The 21,612-nt window shown below is 64.3% G+C and carries 17 protein-coding genes; 13 read left to right on the top strand and 4 right to left on the bottom strand.

The window, feature by feature from the left end:
- The first annotated feature begins 486 nt into the window (after window positions 1-486).
- Window positions 487-2,049 carry a 2-isopropylmalate synthase gene (locus tag FBZ93_RS28220; protein WP_146990472.1) on the top strand — a complete coding sequence of 521 codons (1,563 nt, stop codon included), beginning with the start codon at window positions 487-489 and terminating at the stop codon, window positions 2,047-2,049.
- Window positions 2,050-2,149: 100 nt separating this feature from the next.
- On the opposite strand, the gene FBZ93_RS28215 is transcribed toward FBZ93_RS28220, so the two are convergent.
- On the bottom strand, window positions 2,150-3,532 hold the full coding sequence (locus tag FBZ93_RS28215; protein WP_146990470.1) for an FAD-binding oxidoreductase: 1,383 nt from the start codon (window positions 3,530-3,532) through the stop codon (window positions 2,150-2,152).
- Window positions 3,533-3,825: 293 nt separating this feature from the next.
- On the opposite strand from FBZ93_RS28215, the gene FBZ93_RS28210 reads away from it, so the two are divergent.
- Window positions 3,826-4,803 (top strand): LysR substrate-binding domain-containing protein, encoded by a 978-nt coding sequence (locus FBZ93_RS28210; RefSeq protein ID WP_146990469.1) that lies wholly within the window; start codon window positions 3,826-3,828, stop codon window positions 4,801-4,803.
- 194 nt (window positions 4,804-4,997) lie between these two features.
- A complete protein-coding gene (locus FBZ93_RS28205) occupies window positions 4,998-6,614 on the top strand; it encodes a hypothetical protein (RefSeq protein ID WP_146990467.1) in 1,617 nt (538 codons plus the stop codon).
- 115 nt (window positions 6,615-6,729) lie between these two features.
- On the opposite strand, the gene mobA is transcribed toward FBZ93_RS28205, so the two are convergent.
- Window positions 6,730-7,347, bottom strand: a complete 618-nt coding sequence (gene mobA, locus FBZ93_RS28200; RefSeq protein WP_146990466.1) for a molybdenum cofactor guanylyltransferase MobA — start codon at window positions 7,345-7,347, stop codon at window positions 6,730-6,732.
- A complete protein-coding gene (locus FBZ93_RS28195) occupies window positions 7,340-8,224 on the bottom strand; it encodes a formate dehydrogenase accessory sulfurtransferase FdhD (RefSeq protein ID WP_146990464.1) in 885 nt (294 codons plus the stop codon). The genes mobA and FBZ93_RS28195 overlap by 8 nt, the downstream gene beginning before the upstream one ends.
- A 184-nt stretch (window positions 8,225-8,408) precedes the next feature.
- Between FBZ93_RS28195 and FBZ93_RS28190 the strand changes: the two genes are divergently transcribed.
- The 5 genes from FBZ93_RS28190 (at window position 8,409) to FBZ93_RS28170 (ending at window position 16,002) form a co-directional block, all read left to right on the top strand.
- Window positions 8,409-9,662, top strand: a complete 1,254-nt coding sequence (locus FBZ93_RS28190) for a molybdopterin molybdotransferase MoeA (protein ID WP_146990462.1) — start codon at window positions 8,409-8,411, stop codon at window positions 9,660-9,662.
- 207 nt (window positions 9,663-9,869) lie between these two features.
- A complete protein-coding gene (locus tag FBZ93_RS28185) occupies window positions 9,870-11,582 on the top strand; it encodes an NADH-ubiquinone oxidoreductase-F iron-sulfur binding region domain-containing protein (protein ID WP_146990460.1) in 1,713 nt (570 codons plus the stop codon).
- Between the two features lie 36 nt (window positions 11,583-11,618).
- Complete coding sequence (fdhF, locus tag FBZ93_RS28180; protein ID WP_146990459.1) at window positions 11,619-14,420, top strand: formate dehydrogenase subunit alpha; 2,802 nt, start codon at window positions 11,619-11,621, stop codon at window positions 14,418-14,420.
- A gap of 65 nt (window positions 14,421-14,485) precedes the next feature.
- On the top strand, window positions 14,486-15,280 hold the full coding sequence (locus FBZ93_RS28175) for a dienelactone hydrolase family protein (protein ID WP_246667684.1): 795 nt from the start codon (window positions 14,486-14,488) through the stop codon (window positions 15,278-15,280).
- Window positions 15,281-15,297: 17 nt separating this feature from the next.
- Window positions 15,298-16,002, top strand: a complete 705-nt coding sequence (locus FBZ93_RS28170) for a substrate-binding domain-containing protein (protein WP_146990457.1) — start codon at window positions 15,298-15,300, stop codon at window positions 16,000-16,002.
- A gap of 71 nt (window positions 16,003-16,073) precedes the next feature.
- On the opposite strand, the gene FBZ93_RS28165 is transcribed toward FBZ93_RS28170, so the two are convergent.
- Entirely contained in the window at window positions 16,074-16,595 is a 522-nt protein-coding gene (locus FBZ93_RS28165) for a hypothetical protein (protein WP_146990455.1), read from the bottom strand.
- An 88-nt stretch (window positions 16,596-16,683) separates the two neighbouring features.
- Here FBZ93_RS28165 and FBZ93_RS28160 point away from each other — a divergent pair, with 88 nt between their 5' ends.
- From FBZ93_RS28160 to FBZ93_RS28140, 5 genes are all read left to right on the top strand, one after another.
- Window positions 16,684-17,271 (top strand): exopolysaccharide biosynthesis protein, encoded by a 588-nt coding sequence (locus FBZ93_RS28160; RefSeq protein WP_167529248.1) that lies wholly within the window; start codon window positions 16,684-16,686, stop codon window positions 17,269-17,271.
- 115 nt (window positions 17,272-17,386) lie between these two features.
- Window positions 17,387-18,598 carry an ABC transporter substrate-binding protein gene (locus FBZ93_RS28155; RefSeq protein ID WP_146990452.1) on the top strand — a complete coding sequence of 404 codons (1,212 nt, stop codon included), beginning with the start codon at window positions 17,387-17,389 and terminating at the stop codon, window positions 18,596-18,598.
- A 389-nt stretch (window positions 18,599-18,987) separates the two neighbouring features.
- Entirely contained in the window at window positions 18,988-19,560 is a 573-nt protein-coding gene (locus FBZ93_RS28150; protein ID WP_146990450.1) for an STM3941 family protein, read from the top strand.
- 253 nt (window positions 19,561-19,813) lie between these two features.
- On the top strand, window positions 19,814-20,227 hold the full coding sequence (locus FBZ93_RS28145; protein WP_146990448.1) for a hypothetical protein: 414 nt from the start codon (window positions 19,814-19,816) through the stop codon (window positions 20,225-20,227).
- Window positions 20,220-21,452: an HlyD family secretion protein gene (locus FBZ93_RS28140; protein ID WP_146990446.1), complete on the top strand. Its 1,233-nt coding sequence runs from the start codon at window positions 20,220-20,222 to the stop codon at window positions 21,450-21,452. The genes FBZ93_RS28145 and FBZ93_RS28140 overlap by 8 nt, the downstream gene beginning before the upstream one ends.
- Window positions 21,453-21,612 lie beyond the last annotated feature (160 nt).

Below are 21,612 nucleotides of genomic sequence, written 5' to 3'. Positions count from 1 at the left end.
ATGGGGTTGTTTTGCGATATTTGGCCGCGCGCGGCTGAGGCAGTCGCGCAAGGGGGAGGAGACCCCACTGCTTGTGCGTCCCTGATGCGCCAAGCTGTCTCGTCACGTTAGGTCAACCCCCCTGACCATCTTTACCCATTGCGGCGGCTCGCCATAATCGTCTAGAACGACGACGCAAAGCGCGTCCCGGCAACCAACCGTCAATGGTTTTGACCGAGGGTTTTGGCGCTCAACAGGGTCTGGCAATGCTGATTCGCGGCCAAATCGATGGGATTTCGGAGGAGGTGGCTGAGGCTACCGCCACGATCCCGGCCGTGACGCCCGCCCTCCTTATTGGCGGCCTGCTTCTTACCTGCCCCTGAGGGCCGGCTGGGCGTCTGCGCCTGGGCACTCAGGGGTTTGTACGAGATCACCGAACCCTGATATCGCCCAGGTAGTTGCTCAAGGAGCAACATGACGGGCGCAAAGCTTAAAGGAATTTCTGACATGGCCACCGCTGATAAGTCCGAGAAGGACCGCGTCATCATTTTCGACACCACCTTGCGCGACGGCGAGCAGTGCCCCGGCGCCACCATGACCTTCGAGGAGAAGCTCGAGGTCGCCGAACTGCTGGACGATATGGGCGTCGACGTCATCGAGGCGGGCTTCCCGATCACCTCGGAGGGTGACTTCCAGGCGGTCAGCGAGATCGCCCGCCGCTCCAAGAACTCGGTCATCGCCGGCCTGTCCCGCGCTCATCCGGCCGATATCGACCGCTGCGCCGAAGCGGTGAAGTTCGCGCGCCGCGGCCGCGTCCACACCGTGATCGCGACCTCGCCGCTGCATATGCGCGTGAAGTTGAACAAGACCCCCGAGGAGGTCATCGAGACCTCGGTCGCGATGGTCGCCCGCGCCCGCAACCAGATCGACGACGTCGAATGGTCGGCCGAGGACGGCACCCGCAGCGAGATGGACTATCTGTGCCGGATCGTCGAAGCCGTCATCAAGGCCGGCGCCACCACGGTGAACATCCCCGACACCGTCGGCTACACGGTGCCGGAGGAATACACCCACTTCATGCGGACCTTGATCGAGCGCGTGCCGAACTCCGACAAGGCGATCTTCTCGGTGCATTGCCACAACGACCTCGGCATGGCGGTCGCCAACTCGCTGGCCGGCATCGTCGGCGGCGCGCGCCAGGTCGAGTGCACCGTCAACGGCATCGGCGAGCGCGCCGGCAACGCCGCGCTGGAAGAGATCGTGATGGCGATCAACGTGCGGAACGACAAGTTTCCGTACTGGAACAAGATCGACACCACGCAGCTGACCCGCGCCTCGAAGGTGGTCTCCGCCGCCACCTCGTTCCCGGTGCAATACAACAAGGCGATCGTCGGCCGTAACGCCTTCGCCCATGAGAGCGGCATCCATCAGGACGGCGTGCTGAAGGACGCCTCGACCTACGAGATCATGCGGCCCGAGATGGTCGGCCTGAAGCAGTCCTCGCTGGTGCTCGGCAAGCATTCCGGCCGTCACGCCTTCATCCACAAGCTGGAGGAGATGGGCTACAAGCTCGGCGCCAACCAGCTGGAGGATGCCTTTACGCGGATGAAGGCGCTGGCCGACCGCAAGAAGGACATCTACGACGAGGACATCGAGGCGCTGGTCGACCAGGAGATGGCGGCCGCGCACGACCGCATCAAGCTGACCTCGCTGACCGTGATCGCCGGCACCCATGGTCCGCAGCGCGCGACCATGAAGCTCGACGTCGACGGCCAGATCAAGATCGAGGAAGCCGAGGGCAACGGCCCGGTCGATGCGGTGTTCAACTGCATCAAGCGCCTGGTGCCGCACGAGGCGAAGCTGGAGCTGTATCAGGTCCACGCGGTGACCGAAGGCACCGACGCGCAGGCCGAGGTCTCGGTGCGTCTGGCGCATGAAGGCCGTTCGATGACCGCGCGCGCCGCCGATCCGGACACGCTGGTTGCGTCCGCAAAGGCCTATCTCGGCGCGCTGAACAAGATCGTGATGAAGCGCCAGCGCGACGTCGTCCCGGACAAGGCTGCGGGCTGAGCTTCGCTTATCTACGTGTTTGGAAACGCGGCGCCCTGGGCGCCGCGTTTTTCATTTGCCAGGCGCGAACCGCCTGGCGCGCCGTCATCGTGAGCTGGCGTCATGCGGCCGGCCTGATGTTCTGGTTGACCCGGAACAGATTCGCGGAATCATATTTGCGCTTCACCTCAGCCAATCGCGCATAGTTGGATCCGTAAGCAGCCTTGAGACGGGCTTCGCCCTCATCATCCATCATGAAATTCGGGTAGGCGCCGCCGAGGTCGAACGGGTGAACCGCCTCCCAATAGGCCTTGGTCCATCGTGTGATCGGCCCCGCCTTTTGCGGATTCGGATCGATTCCGGCGATTACCATCGACCAGGTTGCGTCGCGGCAATTCCACGCGGTCTCGCCGCTGCCGACGCGGTGGACGGCGCCGTCGATCGGGTAGAGATGCATGAGCGACAACTCGCTCGGGGTCTTTGCGGCCTGCTCGAGATGGGCGTCGATCGCGGCGTCCGGCAACGTCTTGACGAAGTCGCCACGCCAATACCACTGCATGCCCTTCGGGTAGAGCCCGTCAAACATGCTCTGCACGGCAGGATAGGGCATCGTCCCCATCCAGTTGAACAATGGCGTCGGCAAGGCATCGAGCAGCGGTGCCAGTGCTTTTCTGCCGCTGTCCTCGGCGCCGTCGTAGCAGCACATCAACAGGCAGATGCGCTTTCCCCAGTTTTCCTGCGGAAACGGCGGACCTGACGGGATCGTCTTGAGCCCGAGGAAAACGCTGAGCTCCTCCGGCGCGGTCGGCAGGAAGTCGCGATAATGCTGCATGATCGTGCGCGCATGCTGCTGATCCCAGGCGATCGGCCCGGCAAATACGGCATTGACCGGATGGAGCCTGAACAGGAAGGACGTGACGATTCCGAAATTGCCGCCGCCGCCGCGCAGCGCCCAGAGCAGGTCGGCGTTCTCGTCCTTGCTGGCAACGGCAAAACTGCCGTCGGCGAGCACGACGTCGGCCTCGAGCAGATTATCGATCGTGAGGCCATGTTTGCGGGTGAGATAGCCGTGGCCGCCGCTCAATGTCAGGCCGGCGATCCCGGTGGTCGAGATGATGCCTGCCGGGACAGCGAGGCCGAACACGTGGGTGGCATGGTCGACATCGCCTTGGGTACATCCCGCACCGACCCGCGCCGTGTGGGCAACCGGATCGACGCGCACGCCCTTCATGGCAGACAGGTCGATGACCAGTCCGTCATCCACGCTGCCGAGACCGGGTCCATTATGACCGCCGCCGCGGATTGCAATGCGCAGGTCGTACTCGCCGCCGAATCTTACCGCGGCGATGACATCGGCGACATCGACACATCGTGCGATGAGCGATGGCCGCTTGTCGATCATGCCGTTATAAAGTGCACGAGCTTCGTCGTAATCGGTTTCGCCGCGCGCAATGACCGCACCGCGCAAATTTTCACGTAGTTTAATTTTGGCTTCGTCACGCATGATCCTCTCCTGATCCAATGAATCAGCAGGGCTGCCCGATGGGCGAACTGCGTCCGTGTCGGAATTCGGCCCTGTCAATTGCTGACTCTAATCGGGGCACCGACGGTCGTAGCGTAGCAGATATCGGCGGCGGCTGCGCCGGGACAATGGCTGCCGATTGGAATAAAGTTGGCGCTTGGAGGTCTTTGTTGGAATTTTTTCTCAACAACCCGGCCGCGTCCGGATCGGTTTGGGATTTTTTGCGGGATCGCCCGCGCTAGCCTGTCAGCGTTCTTCCCGCAAGGACGCCGCCCATGCCGATCTCCTCTATCGTGACAGACCTTTCGCGCGCCGCGACGCCGGCTGAGACCGCGCTGACGCGCCGCGTCGACCTCACCACGCTGCGCCTGTTCGTCGCCGTCTGCGACGAGCAGAACCTCACCCGCGCCGCGCAGCGCGAGGGGATCGCGGCCTCGGCGGTGTCGAAGCGGATGAACGATTTCGAGCTGGCGTTCGGCGTCACGCTGTTCAAGCGGCTCGCCAAGGGCATGGCGCTGACGCCGGCCGGCGAGGCGCTGCTGCATCACGCCCGGGTCACGCTGCTCAATGTCGAGAAGATCGCGGTCGAGCTGTCGGAATATTCGCAAGGCGTGCGCGGCCATGTCCGAATGCTCGCCAATCTCTCGGCGATCGTGCAGTATTTACCCGAGGACCTCTCCGCCTTCTTCGCCGCACATGAGCTGCTCCGTGTCGATCTGCAGGAGCGGCCGAGCGGGCAGGTGGTGCGCGGCATCGAGGAGGGCGCGGCCGAAATCGGCATCTGCGCGGCCGAGGCCGACAGCCGCGCGCTCGAAGCCTTTCATTACCGCTACGACAATCTGGTGGTCGTGATGCGGCCGGACCATCCGCTGGCCGGCCGCGACAAGCTGCTGTTCACCGAGACACTCGATTTCGACCATATCGGCCTGCACACAGCGAGCTCGATCTATCTGCGCTCGCAATATGCGGCGACGCAAGCCGGCAAGACGATGCGGCTGCGCATCAACGTGCCCGGCTTCGATGCGGTCTGCCGCATGGTGCAGGCCAATATGGGCCTCGGCCTGATCCCCGACCGCGCCTTCGCGGTCGTCGGCGCCGGCATGGGCCTGCGTGCGATCCCGTTGCGCGACGATTGGGGACGGCGCGAGCTGAAGATCGTGGTCCGCGATGCCGCGCATCTGTCCGCAACCGGCCGCCTGATGCTGGACTATCTGCGCGCGGTCGAAACGGACCGGGTCGGGCGGGTTGGCTAAAGTGTGATCCGCAAAAGTGTGAAGCGGTTTCTTTCGTTACAATCGCGAAACGCTTGCGCCGAGATTATCCCCACAAGCCACGGCGCGGTGCGAGATTTCCGGGAACGTGAACACGACTGCGGCGATCTGTCACAAGGGTGTCGCGATCGGCCTCGTATGACGAGCCCATTCCAATTTTCAAAAATGGGGGGCTTATGTTCAAATCAATCGCCACATCACAAACCACTCGCCGCGCCATTGTCCGGCGCCTGATCGCCGGGACGGCGCTTTCACCGGTGCTGTTTGCAGTCCATCCGGCATTATCGCAGACCGTCGGCAATCCGCATGAATTGCTTGTCAGCACCGCTGTCTATGCGGGCAAGCCGTCGACCGTCACCGTGGGCCAGACGCTGCCGACCGGCGCCGTGGCGGTTGCCGACGGCAGCTATCCGGGCGTGTTCAACAACGTGTCCGTTGATTCGAACTTCGGCGTGACCGCACCGGTCGTGATCAAGAAGTTTCATCTGGAAGGCCATCGCCTTCGCGAGATCGGCGCGCTGACCGTCCCGGCGGACGTGGCGGTGACGAGCTTCAGCTCGAAGTCGGAACTGTCGCTGCATTTGTCGCCCGACGGCAAGGCCGTGACGTTCATGGGCTACGATGCTCCGGTGAACGCGCTCGACATCTCCAACTCCAATTCGCCGAACCATGTCGATCCCACCAATCCGGACACCAGCGTGCATGCGCGCGTCGTGGCGGAGCTGGATTTCGACGGCTCGCTGCACCGAACCAAGGTCAACGTCTATACCGGTGACAATGGCCGCAGTGCGATCCGCGCCAACAAGGTCAACGGTACCCCGGCCGACCAGTATTTCACCGTCGGCAATGCCGGCAACGGCAGTGGCACCCCGCCGGTGCTTGTCGTCAATGACACCGGCGTGCAGCTCTCAACGCCCGGGGTCGATGGTTCGGACACCGTGGTTGGCGTGCAGCAGGGAACGCCCGGCAGCAAGAGCGGCTTCCAGTTCGGCTTCTCGGTTACTCAGCTCGGCTTTGCTGCCGACAAGTCCGGCAAGGACGACAATTTCCGCGGCCTCGCGATCTCCGGCAACACGCTCTACGTGACCAAGGGCAGCGGCAGCAACGGCATCAACACGGTCTATCAGGTTGGCCAGCCGGGCGTTCTGCCGACCCGCGATACCGCCGCGTCGACGGCGTTCAGCATTCTTCCGGGCTTCCCGAACAATCCGTCGGCGAACTCGGGCGCGACCGGCTTCTATCCGTTCGGCATCTGGTTTGCCAATGCAACGACGCTTTACGTCGCTCAGGAAGGCGACGGCAAGCTGGCGGACGCGGCGGCATCGACGACGGCCGGCCTGCAGAAATGGGTCTATGCCAACGGCACCTGGACCCTGGCCTACACGCTGCAGAAGGGCCTGAACCTCGGCACCTCCTATCACGTCAACGGCTATCCGACGGATCCGGCAACCGGTGGCCTGCGCAACATCACCGGCCGCGTCCACCGCGACGGTACCGCGACGATCTTCGCGGTGACGTCGACCGTGGGCACCTCGGTTGAGCCCGGCGCTGATCCGAATCAGGTGGTCGCCATCACGGACAAGGTCGCGGCGACGCAGCTGCCTGCGAATGAAGCGTTTGACGTCGTTGTGCCGCCCGCGTTCGGAACGGTCTATCGCGGCGTGTCGTTCGCCCCGGTCAATTGCGATGGCGATCATGGTCAGATGAAGGATCATGGTCGCGGTCACGACGGCGACGACAACGCCCAGGGCGACGACGTCTGCGGTCCGACCAGGATCGCCGCGGGGCATTGATTGCCTGCAGCCGGCGGAGTCTCTGCTGGCTGCTTCGGTCTGGCTTCGCTGGACTCGGCTCGACGCGATCGGCTGTCGCCGGTCGCGCCTGCGAGCTCAAATGCAGCCGGGCGCGTCAGCCGCCGTCGAGTGCGGCGAGGCGGTCGGCTTCTGCGATGTCTTCGACGGTATTGGCATTGAAGAACGGATCCAGCGGCTCGGTCGGCCATTCGACCGTCGCGAGCGGATAGCGCGCGGTCCAGCGGTCGATCTTGCGCATATCTTCCTCGACGAGCGCATGGCGCAATTCGCCGCGAAGCCGCACGCTCCAGAGGCCGATGACCGGATGGGTCTGTCCGCCGGACGAGGCGACCGCGAGTTCGGCATTCTCGGCCGCGCGCGCCTGCTCCAGGCGAGCGACGAGATCGCGGGGTAGGAACGGACAGTCGCCCGCCGCGCTCAGCACCCATTTTGCATCCGGCCGGTTGGCCGCGGTCCAGTCGAGCGCGGCCAGGATGCCGGCGAGCGGGCCCGGATAATCGGCGACATCGTCGGCGACGACGGGAAGGCCGAACGCGGCGAAGCGCGCGGGATCGCCATTGGCGTTGATGATCAGCCCGCAGCATTGCGGCGCGAGCCGGTCGATCACCCGCTGCAGGATGGTGCGGCCGGCGATCTTGCGCATCGGCTTGTCGCCGCCACCCATCCGCCGCGCGAGGCCGCCGGCCAGCAGCACGCCGGGAATGTCAGTCATTGTCGGTCTCGCCCTTGCGCTTGTGACGCATCGATTCCTCTTCGACGTAGTCAAGGTTCTGGTCGTAGACGATCCGCTCCTTGCCCGAAAGCGCGATGAAGCGCTTGCCGCGCGCGCGCCCGACCAGCGTCAGTCCGACCTGCCGCGCCAGGTCGACGCCCCACGCGGTGAAGCCGGAGCGGGAGACCAGGATCGGGATGCCCATTCGCACCGTCTTGATCACCATCTCGGAGGTCAGCCGCCCGGTGGTGTAGAGGATCTTGTCGGCAGGATCGACATTGTGGCGGTAGATCCAGCCCGCGATCTTGTCGACGGCGTTGTGGCGGCCGACATCCTCGGTGTAGCAGACCGGCGTCGCTTCCTTGCACAGCACGCAGCCGTGGATGGCGCCCGCTTCCAGATAGAGCGACGGCATCGTGTTGATGGTGTGCGTCATCTGGTAGAGCCAGGAGGTGCGCAGTTCGGCCTTCGGCAGCGCGACCTTCTCGACCGCTTCGAGCAGGTCGCCGAACGCCGTTCCCTGGGCGCAGCCCGAGGTCTGCGTGCGCTTCTTCAGCTTCGCCTCGAAATTGGTGTGGTGCGCGGTGCGGACCACGACGACCTCGAGATCGTCGTCATATTCGACCTCGGTGACGACGTCGTCGTATTTGAGCATGTTCTGGTTCAGCAGGTAGCCGAGCGCGAGGTATTCGGGATAGTCGTTGATCGTCATCATCGTGACGATCTCCTGCGCGTTGAGATACAGCGTCAACGGCCGCTCGACCGGCACCTTGATCTCGGTCTGCGCGCCGGTCTGGTCGACGCCGACCACGCGCTCCGTCAGCCGCGGATCGTCCGGGTCTGGAACAATGATGGGAGCGGTGGTTTTCGCGGTCACAGGTCGCAGTCCCGATGGGTTCACATGGCAATAGAGCTGGGGATATAAGCACGATCGGAGATGGACTGGCCACTCTCCGCCGCTTCGCCGGAACTGCCACGGATGGTCCGGCTTTGGAGATAACGCCGCAGTTCGCGATCCGGATCGAACACATCTTGTCGATGGCCGAGCACTGAGAGAGACAATGGCGCAGCTTTCGGACGACTGCTTCGCATTCGGCGGGCCGATGATGTCGGTCGACGAGGCCGTCGCGATCATCGCCGCGCGCGTCAAGCCGGTCGGCGAGACCGAGGCCGTTGCGCTGGTCGACGCGGACGGACGCATCCTGGCCGGCGACGTGGCCGCGCCCCTGCCGCTGCCGCCCTTCATGAATTCCGCCGTCGACGGCTATGCGGTGTCGGCCACGGACCTGCCGGCAAGCGCCGAGCGCGCGTTGCCTATCGCCGGACGCGTGCAGGCGGGTGCGCCGGCACAGCCCGCGCTGCCCGGCCAGGCGGTGCGGATCTTCACCGGTGCGCCGATGCCCGGCGGTACTGACACCGTGTTCATGCAGGAAGACGTGCGGATCGACGATGCGGGCAACGTGATCCTGCCGCCCGGCCTGAAGCCCGGCGCCAATGTGCGGCCGGCCGGCGAGGACATTGCACGGGGCCATGTCGCGCTGGCATCGGGCCGGCGGCTGCGCCCGCAGGACATCGCCGTCGCCGCGGCGTTCGGACTCACGACGCTCGACGTGGTGCGGCGGCTTCGCGTCGGGGTGTTTTCCACCGGCGACGAGCTGGCCGCGCCGGGGAGCGCGCGCACTGAGGCGCAGCTGTTCGATTCCAATCGCTTCATGCTGATGGCGATGTTGCGCAGGCTCGGCTGCGAGGTTGGCGATCTCGGCATCCTGCGCGACGAGCGCGCCGGGCTTGCCGCGGCGCTCAAGCAGGTTGCACGCAGCTTTGACCTGATCCTGACCACCGGCGGCGTTTCGACCGGCGAAGAGGACCACGTCAAGGCCGGCATCGAGCAGGCCGGCTCGCTGGTGCTGTGGCGGATGGCGATCAAGCCGGGCCGGCCGGTGGCGATGGGCATCATCGACGGCACGCCGTTGATCGGCCTGCCCGGCAATCCTGTGGCGAGCTTCGTCACCTTCGTCCATGTGGTGCGGCCGACCGTGCTGGCGCTCTCGGGCGCTGTGCCGTCTCCGCTGCTGCCGATGCCGGTGCGGGCGGCCTTCAGTTACAAGAAGAAGAGCGGCCGGCGCGAATATGTCCGCGCCTCGCTGCGGCGGGCGGCGGACGGTGCGCTGGAGGCGACCAAGTTCCCCCGCGAAGGGGCCGGGCTGCTGTCTTCGCTGGTCGAAACCGATGGATTGGTCGAACTCGGCGAGACCGTCGTGCAGGTCGAGCCGGGCGATGCCGTCGGCTTTCTCGGCTACGCCGATCTGCTGTAGCGCCGAGACGCGGTCGAAGATCGCGCGGGTCGGACGATCGCGCGATTTGAAATTCAGATCGCCCGATAGGCAAACATTAACAACCACCTGCGCGGCAACCCGACGCTCCTAGAGGCGTTCTAAATATGCTTGCCTGTGGCATGCCAGAGAATAGAGTTGGTTCAACAAGCGCGATTTGCGCAAGAGTGAGGTTCCAAGGCGGGTTTCATGAGCGGAGACGACGTTCACAAGGTTCGCGCGTTCGAGCATCCCGGAGCAGGCAGGAAGCGGGCGAAAGCCACGCCCAAGGGACGCCAGGTCGACCCCGTGGCCGCGCATGAGATCGAGGCGCTGCTCGCCGACCGGCCGCGGCGGCGCGACCTCTTGATCGAGTACCTGCATCTGATCCAGGACACATACCGTCAGATCTCGGCGGCGCATCTTGCCGCGCTTGCCGACGAGATGAAGCTCTCCTTCGCCGAAGTGTTCGAGACCGCCACCTTCTACGCGCATTTCGACATCGTGAAGGAGGGCGAGCCTGACATCGCGCCCCTCACCGTGCGGGTGTGCGATTCGCTGACCTGCGCGATGCTCGGCGGCGAGAAGCTTTTGAAGGACCTTCAGTCCCGCGCCGGCCCCGGCATCCGCGTGGTGCGGGCGCCGTGCGTCGGCCGCTGCGACACCGCGCCCGCAGCTGAGGTCGGCCACAACTTCGTCGATCATGCGACCGTCACCAATGTGCTCGCGGCGGCGAAGAGCGGCGACACCCATGTGCATCTTCCGTCTTACGTCGACTACGACGCCTATGTCGCCGGCGGCGGATACAAATTGTTGACGCGGCTCCGCTCGGGCGAGCTGCCGCGCGAAGACCTGCTGAAGGCGCTCGACGATGCGTCGCTGCGCGGTCTCGGCGGCGCCGGTTTCCCGACCGGCCGCAAATGGCGCGCCGTGCTCGGCGAACCCGGTCCGCGGTTGATGGCTGTCAACGGCGACGAGGGCGAGCCCGGCACGTTCAAGGACCGCTACTATCTCGAGACCGATCCGCATCGCTTCCTCGAGGGCATGCTGATCGGCGCGCACGTGGTCGAGGCGCCCGAAATCTACATCTACATCCGTGACGAGTACCCGGCCTGCCGCGAGATCCTCGACCGCGAGATCGCGAAGCTGCCGCCGGGCGGTCCTGTGCTGCACATGCGGCGCGGCGCCGGCGCTTATATCTGCGGCGAGGAATCCTCGCTGCTCGAATCGCTCGAGGGCAAGCGCGGCCTGCCGCGGCACAAGCCGCCATATCCGTTCCAGGTCGGGCTGTTCGGCCTGCCGACGCTGATCAACAACATCGAAACGTTGTGGTGGGTGCGCGACATCGTCGAGAAGGGCGCCGACTGGTGGAAGAGCCACGGCCGCAACGAGCGCCACGGTCTGCGCAGCTTCTCGGTGTCGGGCCGCGTCAAGAATCCCGGCGTCAAGCTCGCGCCGGCCGGCATCACCTTGCGCGAACTGATCGACGAGTTCTGCGGCGGCATGGCCGACGGGCACACCTTGCAGGCCTATCTGCCGGGCGGCGCATCCGGCGGCATCCTGCCGGCCTCGATGGACGACATCCCGCTCGATTTCGGCACGCTGGAGAAATACGGCTGCTTCATCGGCTCCGCCGCGGTCGTCGTGCTCTCGCAGGCCGACGATGTCAGGGAGGCCGCGCTGAACCTGATGAAGTTCTTCGAGGACGAGAGCTGCGGGCAATGCACGCCCTGCCGCGCCGGAACCGAGAAGGCGGTGCTCCTGATGCAGCAGCCAGTCTGGAACAAGGAACTGCTCGACCAATTGAGCCAGGCGATGCGCGATGCGTCGATCTGCGGCCTCGGTCAGGCGGCCTCCAATCCGCTGACCTCAGTGATCAAATATTTTCCGGACGGGTTTCGTCCGCAGCAAGCCGCCGAATAGGCGGGCCGGGCAGGACGAATTTCGACGAGGATTCGAATGAGCAACAATCAGAACTCTACGCAGAAGGGTCTGGGCCAGATCATCCAGTTCGAGCTCGACGGCCAGCAGGTCGAGGCGCGGGCCGGCGAAACCATCTGGCAGGTCGCGAAGCGCCAGGGCACCGAGATCCCGCATCTCTGCTATTCGCCCGCACCGGACTATCGGCCGGACGGCAATTGCCGCGCCTGCATGGTCGAGATCGAAGGCGAGCGCGTGCTGGCGGCGTCGTGCAAGCGAACGCCGACGGTCGGCATGAAGGTGAAGTCGGCCAGCCAGCGTGCCGTCGCGGCGCAGAAGATGGTGATGGAGCTGCTCGTCGCCGACCAGCCGGCGCGCGAGACGTCGCACGATCCGGACTCGAAATTCTGGCATTGGGCCGAGAAGACCGGCGTCACCGAAAGCCGCTTCCCGGCGGCCGAACGTTGGCACGCCGACACCAGCCACCCGGCGATGCGCGTCAATCTCGACGCCTGCATCCAGTGCGGCCTGTGCGTGCGGGCGTGCCGCGAGGTGCAGGTCAACGACGTGATCGGCATGGCTTACCGTAATCACGGTTCGAAAATCGTGTTCGATTTCGACGATCCGATGGGCGAGTCCACTTGCGTGGCTTGCGGCGAATGCGTGCAGGCGTGCCCGACCGGCGCGCTGATGCCGGCCGTGATGCTCGACGACAAGCAGACCCGCGTCACCTGGCCCGACCGGAAGGTGGATTCGCTGTGCCCGTATTGCGGCGTCGGCTGTCAGGTCACCTACGAGGTCAAGGACGAGAAGGTGATCTACGCGGAAGGCCGTGATGGTCCCGCCAATCACAACCGGCTCTGCGTCAAGGGCCGCTTCGGCTTCGACTACATCCATCACCCCAACCGGTTGACCAAGCCGTTGGTGCGGCTGCCCGGTGTCAAGAAGGATGCCAACGACCAGGTCGATCCGGCCAATCCCTACACGCATTTCCGCGAAGCGACGTGGGAGGAGGCGCTCGATCTCGCCGCGAAGGGCCTGACGAAAATCCGCGATGAAAAGGGCGCCAAGGCACTCGCCGGCTTCGGCTCGGCCAAGGGGTCGAACGAGGAAGCCTATCTGTTCCAGAAGCTGGTGCGCACCGGCTTCGGCTCCAACAATGTCGATCACTGCACGCGGCTGTGCCACGCCTCGTCGGTGGCGGCCTTGTTCGAGGGACTGAGCTCCGGCGCGGTGTCGGCGCCGTTCGCGGCCGCGGCCGACGCCGAGGTGATCTGGGTGATCGGCGCCAATCCGACCGTGAACCATCCGGTCGCCGCGACCTACATCAAGAACGCGGCCAAGCGCGGCACCAAGCTCTACGTGATGGACCCGCGCCGGCAGACCCTGTCGCGCCATGCCACGCAGCACCTCGCCTTCAAGCCGGGCAGCGACGTCGCGATGCTGAACGCGATGATCCACACCATCATCACCGAAGGCCTCACCGACGAGCAGTACATCGCCGGCTATACTGAGGGCTATGACGACCTCAAGGCCAAGATCCAGGAATTCACGCCGGAGCGCATGTCGCCGATCTGCGGCATTCCCGCCGAGACGCTGCGCGAGGTCGCGCGCGCCTACGCCGGCGCCAAATCGTCGATCATCTTCTGGGGCATGGGCATCAGCCAGCACGTCCACGGCACCGACAATGCGCGCTGCCTGATCGCGCTGGCGCTGATCACCGGCCAGGTCGGCCGCCCCGGCACCGGGCTGCATCCGCTGCGCGGCCAGAACAACGTGCAGGGCGCCTCCGACGCCGGCCTGATCCCGATGTTCCTGCCGGACTATCAGCCGGTCGGGCGCGACGACATGCGCGGCGCCTTCGAGAAGCTGTGGGGGCAGGAGCTCGATCCGGTGCGCGGGCTGACCGTGGTCGAGATCATGAACGCGATCCACGCCGGCGAAATCCACGGCATGTATGTCGAGGGCGAGAATCCCGCGATGTCCGATCCGGACTTGCAGCATGCGCGCGAGGCGCTGGCCAAGCTCGATCACCTCGTCGTGCAGGACCTGTTCGTCACCGAGACCGCGTTCCACGCCGACGTCATCCTGCCGGCCTCGGCGTTCGCCGAGAAATCCGGCTCCTTCACCAACACGGATCGCCGCGTGCAGCTGGCGCGCGAGGTGATCAAACCGCCGGGCGATGCGCGGCAGGATCTCTGGATTATCCAGGAGATCGGCAAGCGGATGGGATTGCCGTGGAATTATGCCGGGCCCGGCGAAGTCTTCACCGAGATGGCCGAGCTGATGCCGTCGCTGAAGAACATCACCTGGGAGCGCCTGGTGCGCGAGGGCGCGGTGACCTATCCGGTCGACGATCCCGACAAGCCGGGCAACGAGATCATCTTCACGACAGGTTTCCCGACCGAGAGCGGCCGCGGCAAGATCGTGCCGGCAAAGGTGATCCCGCCCGACGAACTGCCCGACGACGAATATCCGATGGTGCTGTCGACCGGACGCGTGCTCGAACACTGGCACACCGGCTCGATGACGCGTCGCGCCCAGGTGCTCGACCAGATCGAGCCGGAAGCGGTCGCGTTCATGACGCCGAAGGACATGCGCAAGAAGGGGCTCGTGCCCGGCGACTTCATCCGGCTCGAGACCCGCCGCGGCGCCGTCGAGGTCAAGGTGCGCGCCGACCGCGACGTGCCCGAGAACATGGTCTTCATGCCGTTCTGCTACGCGGAGGCAGCCGCCAACCTGCTGACCAACCCGGCGCTCGATCCGTTCGGCAAGATTCCGGAGTTCAAGTTCTGCGCGGTCCGCGCCGAGAAGATCGATATCCGGACGGCGGCAGAATAGCCGTCCGGGGCGGAATGTGAATACGCCCGACCCGTCTTGGTCGGCCAAAACTGCGGGAGGTCAGCATGCGAACGATCATCGTGGGAGCACTTTGCGCCATCGCAATGGTCGCGAGCGCGCACGCGGCAGTGAAGGAAGAGCCGGTCACCTATACCGACGGCGAGACCACGATGAAGGGCTTCGTGGTCTATGACGACGCCACCCAGGCCAAGCGGCCCGGCATCGTCATGGTGCCCGAATGGTGGGGCATCACCCCGCATATGCATAGTGAGGCGCGCAAGTTCGCGGAGCAGGGCTATGTCGCCTTCATCGCGGACATGTACGGCGACGGCAAGACCGCCGACAACCCGAAGGATGCCGGCGCGCTCTCCGGGGCGGTGATGAAGAACGCGAAGGTGATGGAGCAGCGCTTCAACGCCGCGCGCGAGCAACTCGCCAAGCAGCCTCCCGTCAATCCGCAACGGATCGGCGCCGCCGGTTACTGCTTCGGCGGCGCGGTGGTGCTGAACATGGCGCGCACCGGCGCCGATCTCGCCGCCGTTGCCGTCTTTCACGCATTACTTGGTCCCAACACTCCCGCACCGGCGCCGGGCACCGTCAAGGCGAAGATCCTCATTCTGAACGGCGCGGACGACCCGTTCGTGAAGCGCGAGCAGTACGACGCGCTCAAGAAGGATTTCGACGCGGCGAAGGCCGATTACCGGATCATCGAATATCCCGGCGCGGTGCACGCGTTCACGAACCCCGAATCCACCGAGCTTGGCAAGAAGTTCAACCTGCCGCTCCGATACGACGCCAAGGCCGATCAGGAATCGAAGGCCGAAGCAGCCAAGCTGTTTGCCGCGAACCTGAAGAAATAAGCGGACCGGCCGCCCGCATGATCAAGGTCATTATTTCGGGCGGCTTCGCTGCGGTCTACCGTGAGGTGCTGCCTGAATTCGAGCGCAGCACCGGCATCAAGGTGGAAACCGGATCCGGAGCGTCGGAGGGCACCGGTCCGAAAACCATCAGGCATCAGCTTGCGCATGGCGCCAAGGCGGACGTCGTGATCCTGTCGCGCGAGGGCCTTCGAGGGCTGCACGAAGACGGCCGGATTCATGCGGGATCCGAATCTGGCCTGGCGACAGCGCCTCTCGCCGCCGCGGTTCGGGCCGGCTCACCCAAGCCTGACATCGGCAACGCTGCCGCGCTCAGGAAAGCCTTGATCGACGCAGGGCAGGTGGTGGCGCCAAGCAGCACCAGCGGACAGTTCGTCCGCGACAAGGTCTTTCCGCAGCTGAACCTGCCCGACACCGTGACGCTCACCCTCGAGGCGCGCGGCACCGAGGCGGCCGAAGCGCTGCGAGGGGGCAAGGCTAATCTCTCGATCGGGCCGACCAGCGAGCTGGTGCAGGAGAGCGGCATCGACGTCGTGGGTCTGCTGCCGCCGGATCTTCAGCTTGTCCAAACCTTCACGGCCGCTGTTGTCAGCGACTCCACCGCGCCTGAAGCAGCCCGGCGCCTGATCGATTTCCTTTCCTCGGATACCGCTCTCTTGCTGGCGGCCATCAGGCGGGCCGGCATGGAGCGGCCTCGCGGATAATTGCCGTCGCAAACGTGGCCGCGACTCCGTCGAAACGTTGCGGCACGGCGTCGCGCTGACGCCGCTGCGACTCAGCGATCGCTGGGTGCGACGTTAAGCGGCGCGCCTCCGGTCGAAATCGGACCTGATGGTTTGGGCGCCCGAACCGGCGGCTTGCGCGGCTTCGCCGCCGCCTGCGCCACCGGCGCATGCGGTTGCTCGGCGACCGCCGGTGCCGGCATCGGAGCCGGAGCGGGGCGCTGCAGCGCGTCGACCTTCGTGGTCAGGGCCGCCAGCTGGTCGACGATGGTCTTCAACTGGTCCTGCTGGTCGGCCATCGATTTGCTCAGCGCGCCGATGTCATCCTCGAGCTTCTGCTGGGTCGCGAGCAGATCCGGCAATGTTTCCTTGTCGCCTGCGGCCGCCTTGTCGCTGGCCGCGGCGTTACCGAGGGACGGGACCAGTGGTGCGATCTGGGGCCAGGCGTAGACGCCTCCGGCGCCCGCGCAGGCGACGACGACCACCAGCAGGAACCACGGCCAGCGGCGGCGAGCGGCAGGAATCGGGCTTGTCGGCGCATGGCGGTGCCATGCCTGATCGGAATCGTTGGTCACCTATGCTTCCTAGTCTGCTTCGGCAGCGGTTGCAATCGACGCCGAGTCTGACCACTTTGCACGCATGTCCCCCTCGTCCGGAGCCCCATTGGCCCCCACGCACACGTCCCAGCTTCTTGAGGAACTCGTCGCTCAAGCACCGGACGGCCCCGTCGATCTCGAATGGCTCCTCAGCAACCTGGACAAGCGGTCGTTCGGCCTGCTCCTGCTGCTTTTGGGGCTATTGGTGATCATTCCCGGCGTCGCGACGATCGCGACGCTGGCGCTGCTGTTTCCGGCGGTCGAGATGATGCTCGGCCGCAGCGCGCCGGCGTTTCCGCGATTCGTCTCGAAGCGGCAATTCGACTTCAAGCGCTTCAAGCGGTTCACCGTCTTTGTCCGCCCGATGCTGCAGGCGATCGAACGCATCAGCCGGCCGCGCTGGGATGCGCGTCGTGACGTGATCGACCGCCTCGTCGGTCTGGTGGTGTTTCTGCTGGCCTTCTCGGCAGGCTGGCCGCTGCCGCTCGTCAACGTGATTCCGGGAATGGTGGTCGTGCTGATCGCGATCGCCTATCTGCAGGAGGACGGTCTGCTGCTCACCGTCGCGATGGCAGCGGCGCTGATTTGCCTGCTCGGGCTCGGATGGACGCTCTGGGCATCGTTCGGAGCGGTGATGAGCTGGATCGGGCTGTGACCTTCGACGCCAACGCAGGTTGGTGTCCCGGCATGAGGGGTCGACATCTCGCACGGGCATGATCATTATCTCGCCGGACGTCGCGGCAAACAGCGGCGCGAATGGGGAGAACAAGATGCGTTGCATCACGCTCGCGGCGATCGCCGCGCTCAGCCTTGCTTCCACGTCGGCGGTCCTTGGTGCCGACAAGAAATACGATCCCGGCGCCAGCGATACCGAAATCAAGATCGGGCAGACCATGCCCTACAGTGGTCCGGCCTCGGCCTATGGCACGCAGGGCAGGGCCGAATCCGCCTACTGGAAGATGATCAACAGCCAGGGCGGCATCAACGGCCGCAAAATCACGCTGCTGAGCATGGATGACGGCTATAGCCCGCCGAAGACGGTGGAGCAGACGCGCAAGCTCGTGGAGCAGGATGAGATCCTCGCCAATATCGGTTCACTCGGCACGCCGACCAATTCGTCGATTCAAAAATATCTGAACAGCAAGAAGATCCCGCATCTTCTGATCTCCACCGGCGCCTCGAAGTGGAACGATCCGAAGGAGTTTCCGTGGACCACGCCGTTCTATCCGCCCTATGCGCAGGAAGCGAAGATCTACGGCAAGTACATCCTCAAGGAATTGCCGAGCGCGAAGATCGGCGTGATCTATCAGAATGACGACTTCGGCAAGGACTATCTCAAGGGTTTCAAGGAGGCGCTCGGCGACAAGGCCGGTCTCATCGTGAAAGAGCTCAGCTACGAGGTGACCGATCCCACGATCGATTCCCAGATCGTCAATCTGAAGGCCGCGGGCGCCGACGTGCTGATGACGATCACGACGCCGAAATTCGGCGCGCAGGCGATCCGCAAGGTTGCCGATCTCGGTTGGAAGCCGACGCACTTCATCGTGTCGGTCTCCAGCTCGATCGGCGGAGTGCTCGAGCCCGCCGGCCTCGAAGCATCCACCGGGCTGATGACGGCGCTCGCCACCAAGGTGGTGGGCGATCCGGCCTGGGATTCCGACAGGGGCGTGCAGGACTATCTCGCCTTCATGAAGCAGTGGTATCCCGAGGGCAATCCGATCGATGGCAGCAACCAGATCGGCTATCTCTCCGCGCAGTTCACCGCCATCATCCTGAAGAACTGCGGCGACGAGCTGACACGCGAGAATCTGCTGAAGCAGGCCACCAACCTGAGCAAGGTATCGCTGCCGCTGTTGCTTCCCGGCATCACGGTCTCGGTGTCACCGACCAATTATTCCACCTTCGACACGTTCAAGCTCGCCAAGTTCGACGGCAAGACTTGGAAGTTCTTCGGCGAGAACATCAGCACGGCGTCGCGCTGAGGACACGCGACACACAGCCATGCCGATTGGCATTCGGGGGACGCAGCAAAATTCGCTGCGTCCATGCGGCGCGTGTTGTCGTGGCAGTTGTGATGGTGGCTGCCGCAGCCGCCGATGGCCCAGAGCTGATATTGCGGAGGCGCGGGTTAATGCCGGCTATTGAACCAAAGCGGCCTTTTCCGGCGACGTTGGCTCTCGCCGCCTTTTGGCCGAATGCTCGTGTCCGCCAACTCAGGTAACGAAGCTGTACCTAAGTTTCAGTGGTGTGGTCGCGAGACACAGAATGTGCCCGGAGAATCGGCCAGTTGCCTAATGGATGCGAACGCGAGTAGATTGACGCTGACAATTACGGATTGAAATTAATTGCATTACCAAGTTGGATCGTCAATATGCCCGGCACGCTCAAAGCGAACGACTGCTTGGAGATCTACGAATCCCGCGTTCGGCTCGCAATTTTCGTTGCGATGGGCATTGTTATGACCGCCGGTGCGCTGTTCATGACCGGAGCGTGTATCGGCGTTCTCTTTGGCTTCCTTGGTCCTCCTCGATCAACGGTTCGCGAGCTTGTTGGACCTGTTCTGGTATTGCTGATTGGGATTGTCGGCATCATCATGTTTGGATCAGCTGCCGTTCAGGGCGCTGTTAGGTGGTCGGGGTCGCGCCGACCAGTCCTCTTCATGACGCGGGACGGATTCAGAGACATTCGGATCAGCGCCGATTGGATTCCATGGTCCGCGATCCTGTCTTTAAAGAATTACCGTGGGAAAGGTATTGTTGTCGATGTTGATCCTGACTTCCTTAGGACGAGTCTGCGGCTAGGCCCTGTAACCCGGGTCATGCGAAGGGCAAACGGGCTTCTTGGCAATCGTGGCCTATGGATCGCCGCATTCCCGCTGAACATATCATCGCGCGAGCTTCTTGATGTTATGACCAGTCTCTATCGACCTGCTCACGGGACGTAGCCAAATCAGTGTCCTGAACACGCGTGATGCTGACTGCTCACTTGCCCGATGTCGCCTTTATCGTCGCCTTGTCTCTTACTGACAGACACAGCGCAAGGCCTCCGCGCTAACGCCAGCCAGTAACGTTACCCAACCCAAGATTGCAGCGGGCCTGCCCGTGTAACTACGGCCCTTGATAAAGTTCCAGCATTAGGGAACCATGGCTCCGCGCCGCGGGCCGACGCATGGCCCTCGCTCTTCGGGAAGGACGATCGTGAACGGACAAATGCACCCGGCAGCACCTCACCATCTGCCGTTCTTCGTTCCGGGTCCCGATGGCGACGACACCCTGATGGTGGTGATGGGGATCTTCCTGATCGTGACTGTCCTGTACGTGGGCACGCTGTATTGGAAGCTGCACAGCCTGCCGGAGCGGATGGCGCACAAGTCGCAGAAGCTGCAGTTCGAGATCGTCGCGGTGCTCGGCCTGATCTCGCTGTTCACCCACATGCACATCTTCTGGATCGCGGGCCTGCTGCTCGCGATGATCGATCTGCCGGACTTCAGCACGCCGCTGCGCACCATCGCGGGATCGGTGGAGCGGATTGCCGATGCCACGCCACCGCGGCCCGTGCCACCGGAGCCGGACGAAGTCGCCGCGGCGGAGGAGGGACAGGGTCATGCTTGAACTCCTGCTGTGCTCCCTCGTTACCATCCTCCCGGACTATCTCTACCGTCGCTACCGGCAGGGCAAGCGCTTCGGCAAGGAGATCACGTTCTTTTCGGTCTGGCACGAGCTCAGATGGGGCATCACAGGCTGCCTGATGCTGACGATCGCGCTGATCACGATGATCTTCTACTACCATCCCTCCACCACCTCGGCGGCGATCTACTTCCGCACCGTGCCGATCCTCCCCGAAGTGGCCGGCCGCGTTGCCGAGGTGAATGTGGGCTACAGCGCTGCGGTGAAGAAAGGCGATGTGCTGTTCAGGCTCGACAATTCGAAGCAGCGGGCCGCGCTGGAGACGTCGAAGCGGAAAGTCGCAGAGGTGGAAGCGTCGCTGACCAGCGCGCGGGCCGATGTGGTCAAGGCGGACGCCCAGGTCGGCGAGGCCAAGGCGTCCTGGCAGCAGGCCAAGGACGAGCTGGATACCAAGAGCGAACTGCAGCGCCGCAATCCGGGCATCGTGCCGCAGCGCGACATCGAGAAGCTGCAGGTCGTCGTCGATCAGAGACAGGCCGGCATCGATGCCGCGAACGCGGCGCGGGAGACTGCGGGCTTGCGCGTCTCCACGCTGCTGCCCGCCGAGAAGGAGAGCGCGGAGGCAGCGTTGGCCGAGGCGCAGGTCGATCTCGACAAGACCTTCGTTCGTGCAGGCGTCGACGGACGGGTCGAGCAATTCTTGCTCCGCACCGGCGACGTCGTCAACCAGATGATGCGCCCGGCCGGCATATTGATCCCCGAAGGCGCGGGCCGCAGCGTGTTGCAGGCCGGCTTTGGCCAGATCGAGGCCCAGGTCATGAAGCCCGGCATGATCGCGGAGGCGACCTGTATTTCAAAACCCTGGGTGATCATCCCGCTCGTCGTGACCGGCGTGCAGGACTACATCGCCGCCGGTCAATTCCGTTCCGGCGAGCAATTGATCGATCCGCAAGCCCTGCGCCAGCCGGGCTCGATCCTCACTTTCCTGGAGCCGCTCTATGCGGGCGGGCTTGAAGGCGTCACACCGGGCTCCAGTTGCATCGTCAACGCCTACACCAGCAACCACGACGTGATCGCCGATCCGAAAACCGGCGCGTTGAAGGGATTTGCCTTGCACGTCGTCGACGCGACGGGGCTCGTGCACGCGCTCCTGCTGCGGATCCAGGCCTTGCTGCTGCCGGTCAAGACGCTGGTGCTGAGCGGCCATTGAGATCGCGCATACCATCTTGTTCGTTCTTCAGGCTGGCGAGAATTGCAGCAAGCCTCGGGCGCATCGCGCCGCGAGAATGCGGAAGTATGATCCACAAGCGGCACGCCACATTCCGTGTCGTCGCTGCGAAAGCAGGGACCCATAACCACGAATGGTGATT

It is taken from the genome of Bradyrhizobium macuxiense (genome assembly GCF_007993935.1).
Taxonomy (GTDB): Bacteria; Pseudomonadota; Alphaproteobacteria; order Rhizobiales; family Xanthobacteraceae; genus Bradyrhizobium; species Bradyrhizobium macuxiense_A.
Note: the sequence above shows the minus strand (reverse complement) of the source record. Positions and strands in the feature narration are given on the sequence as shown.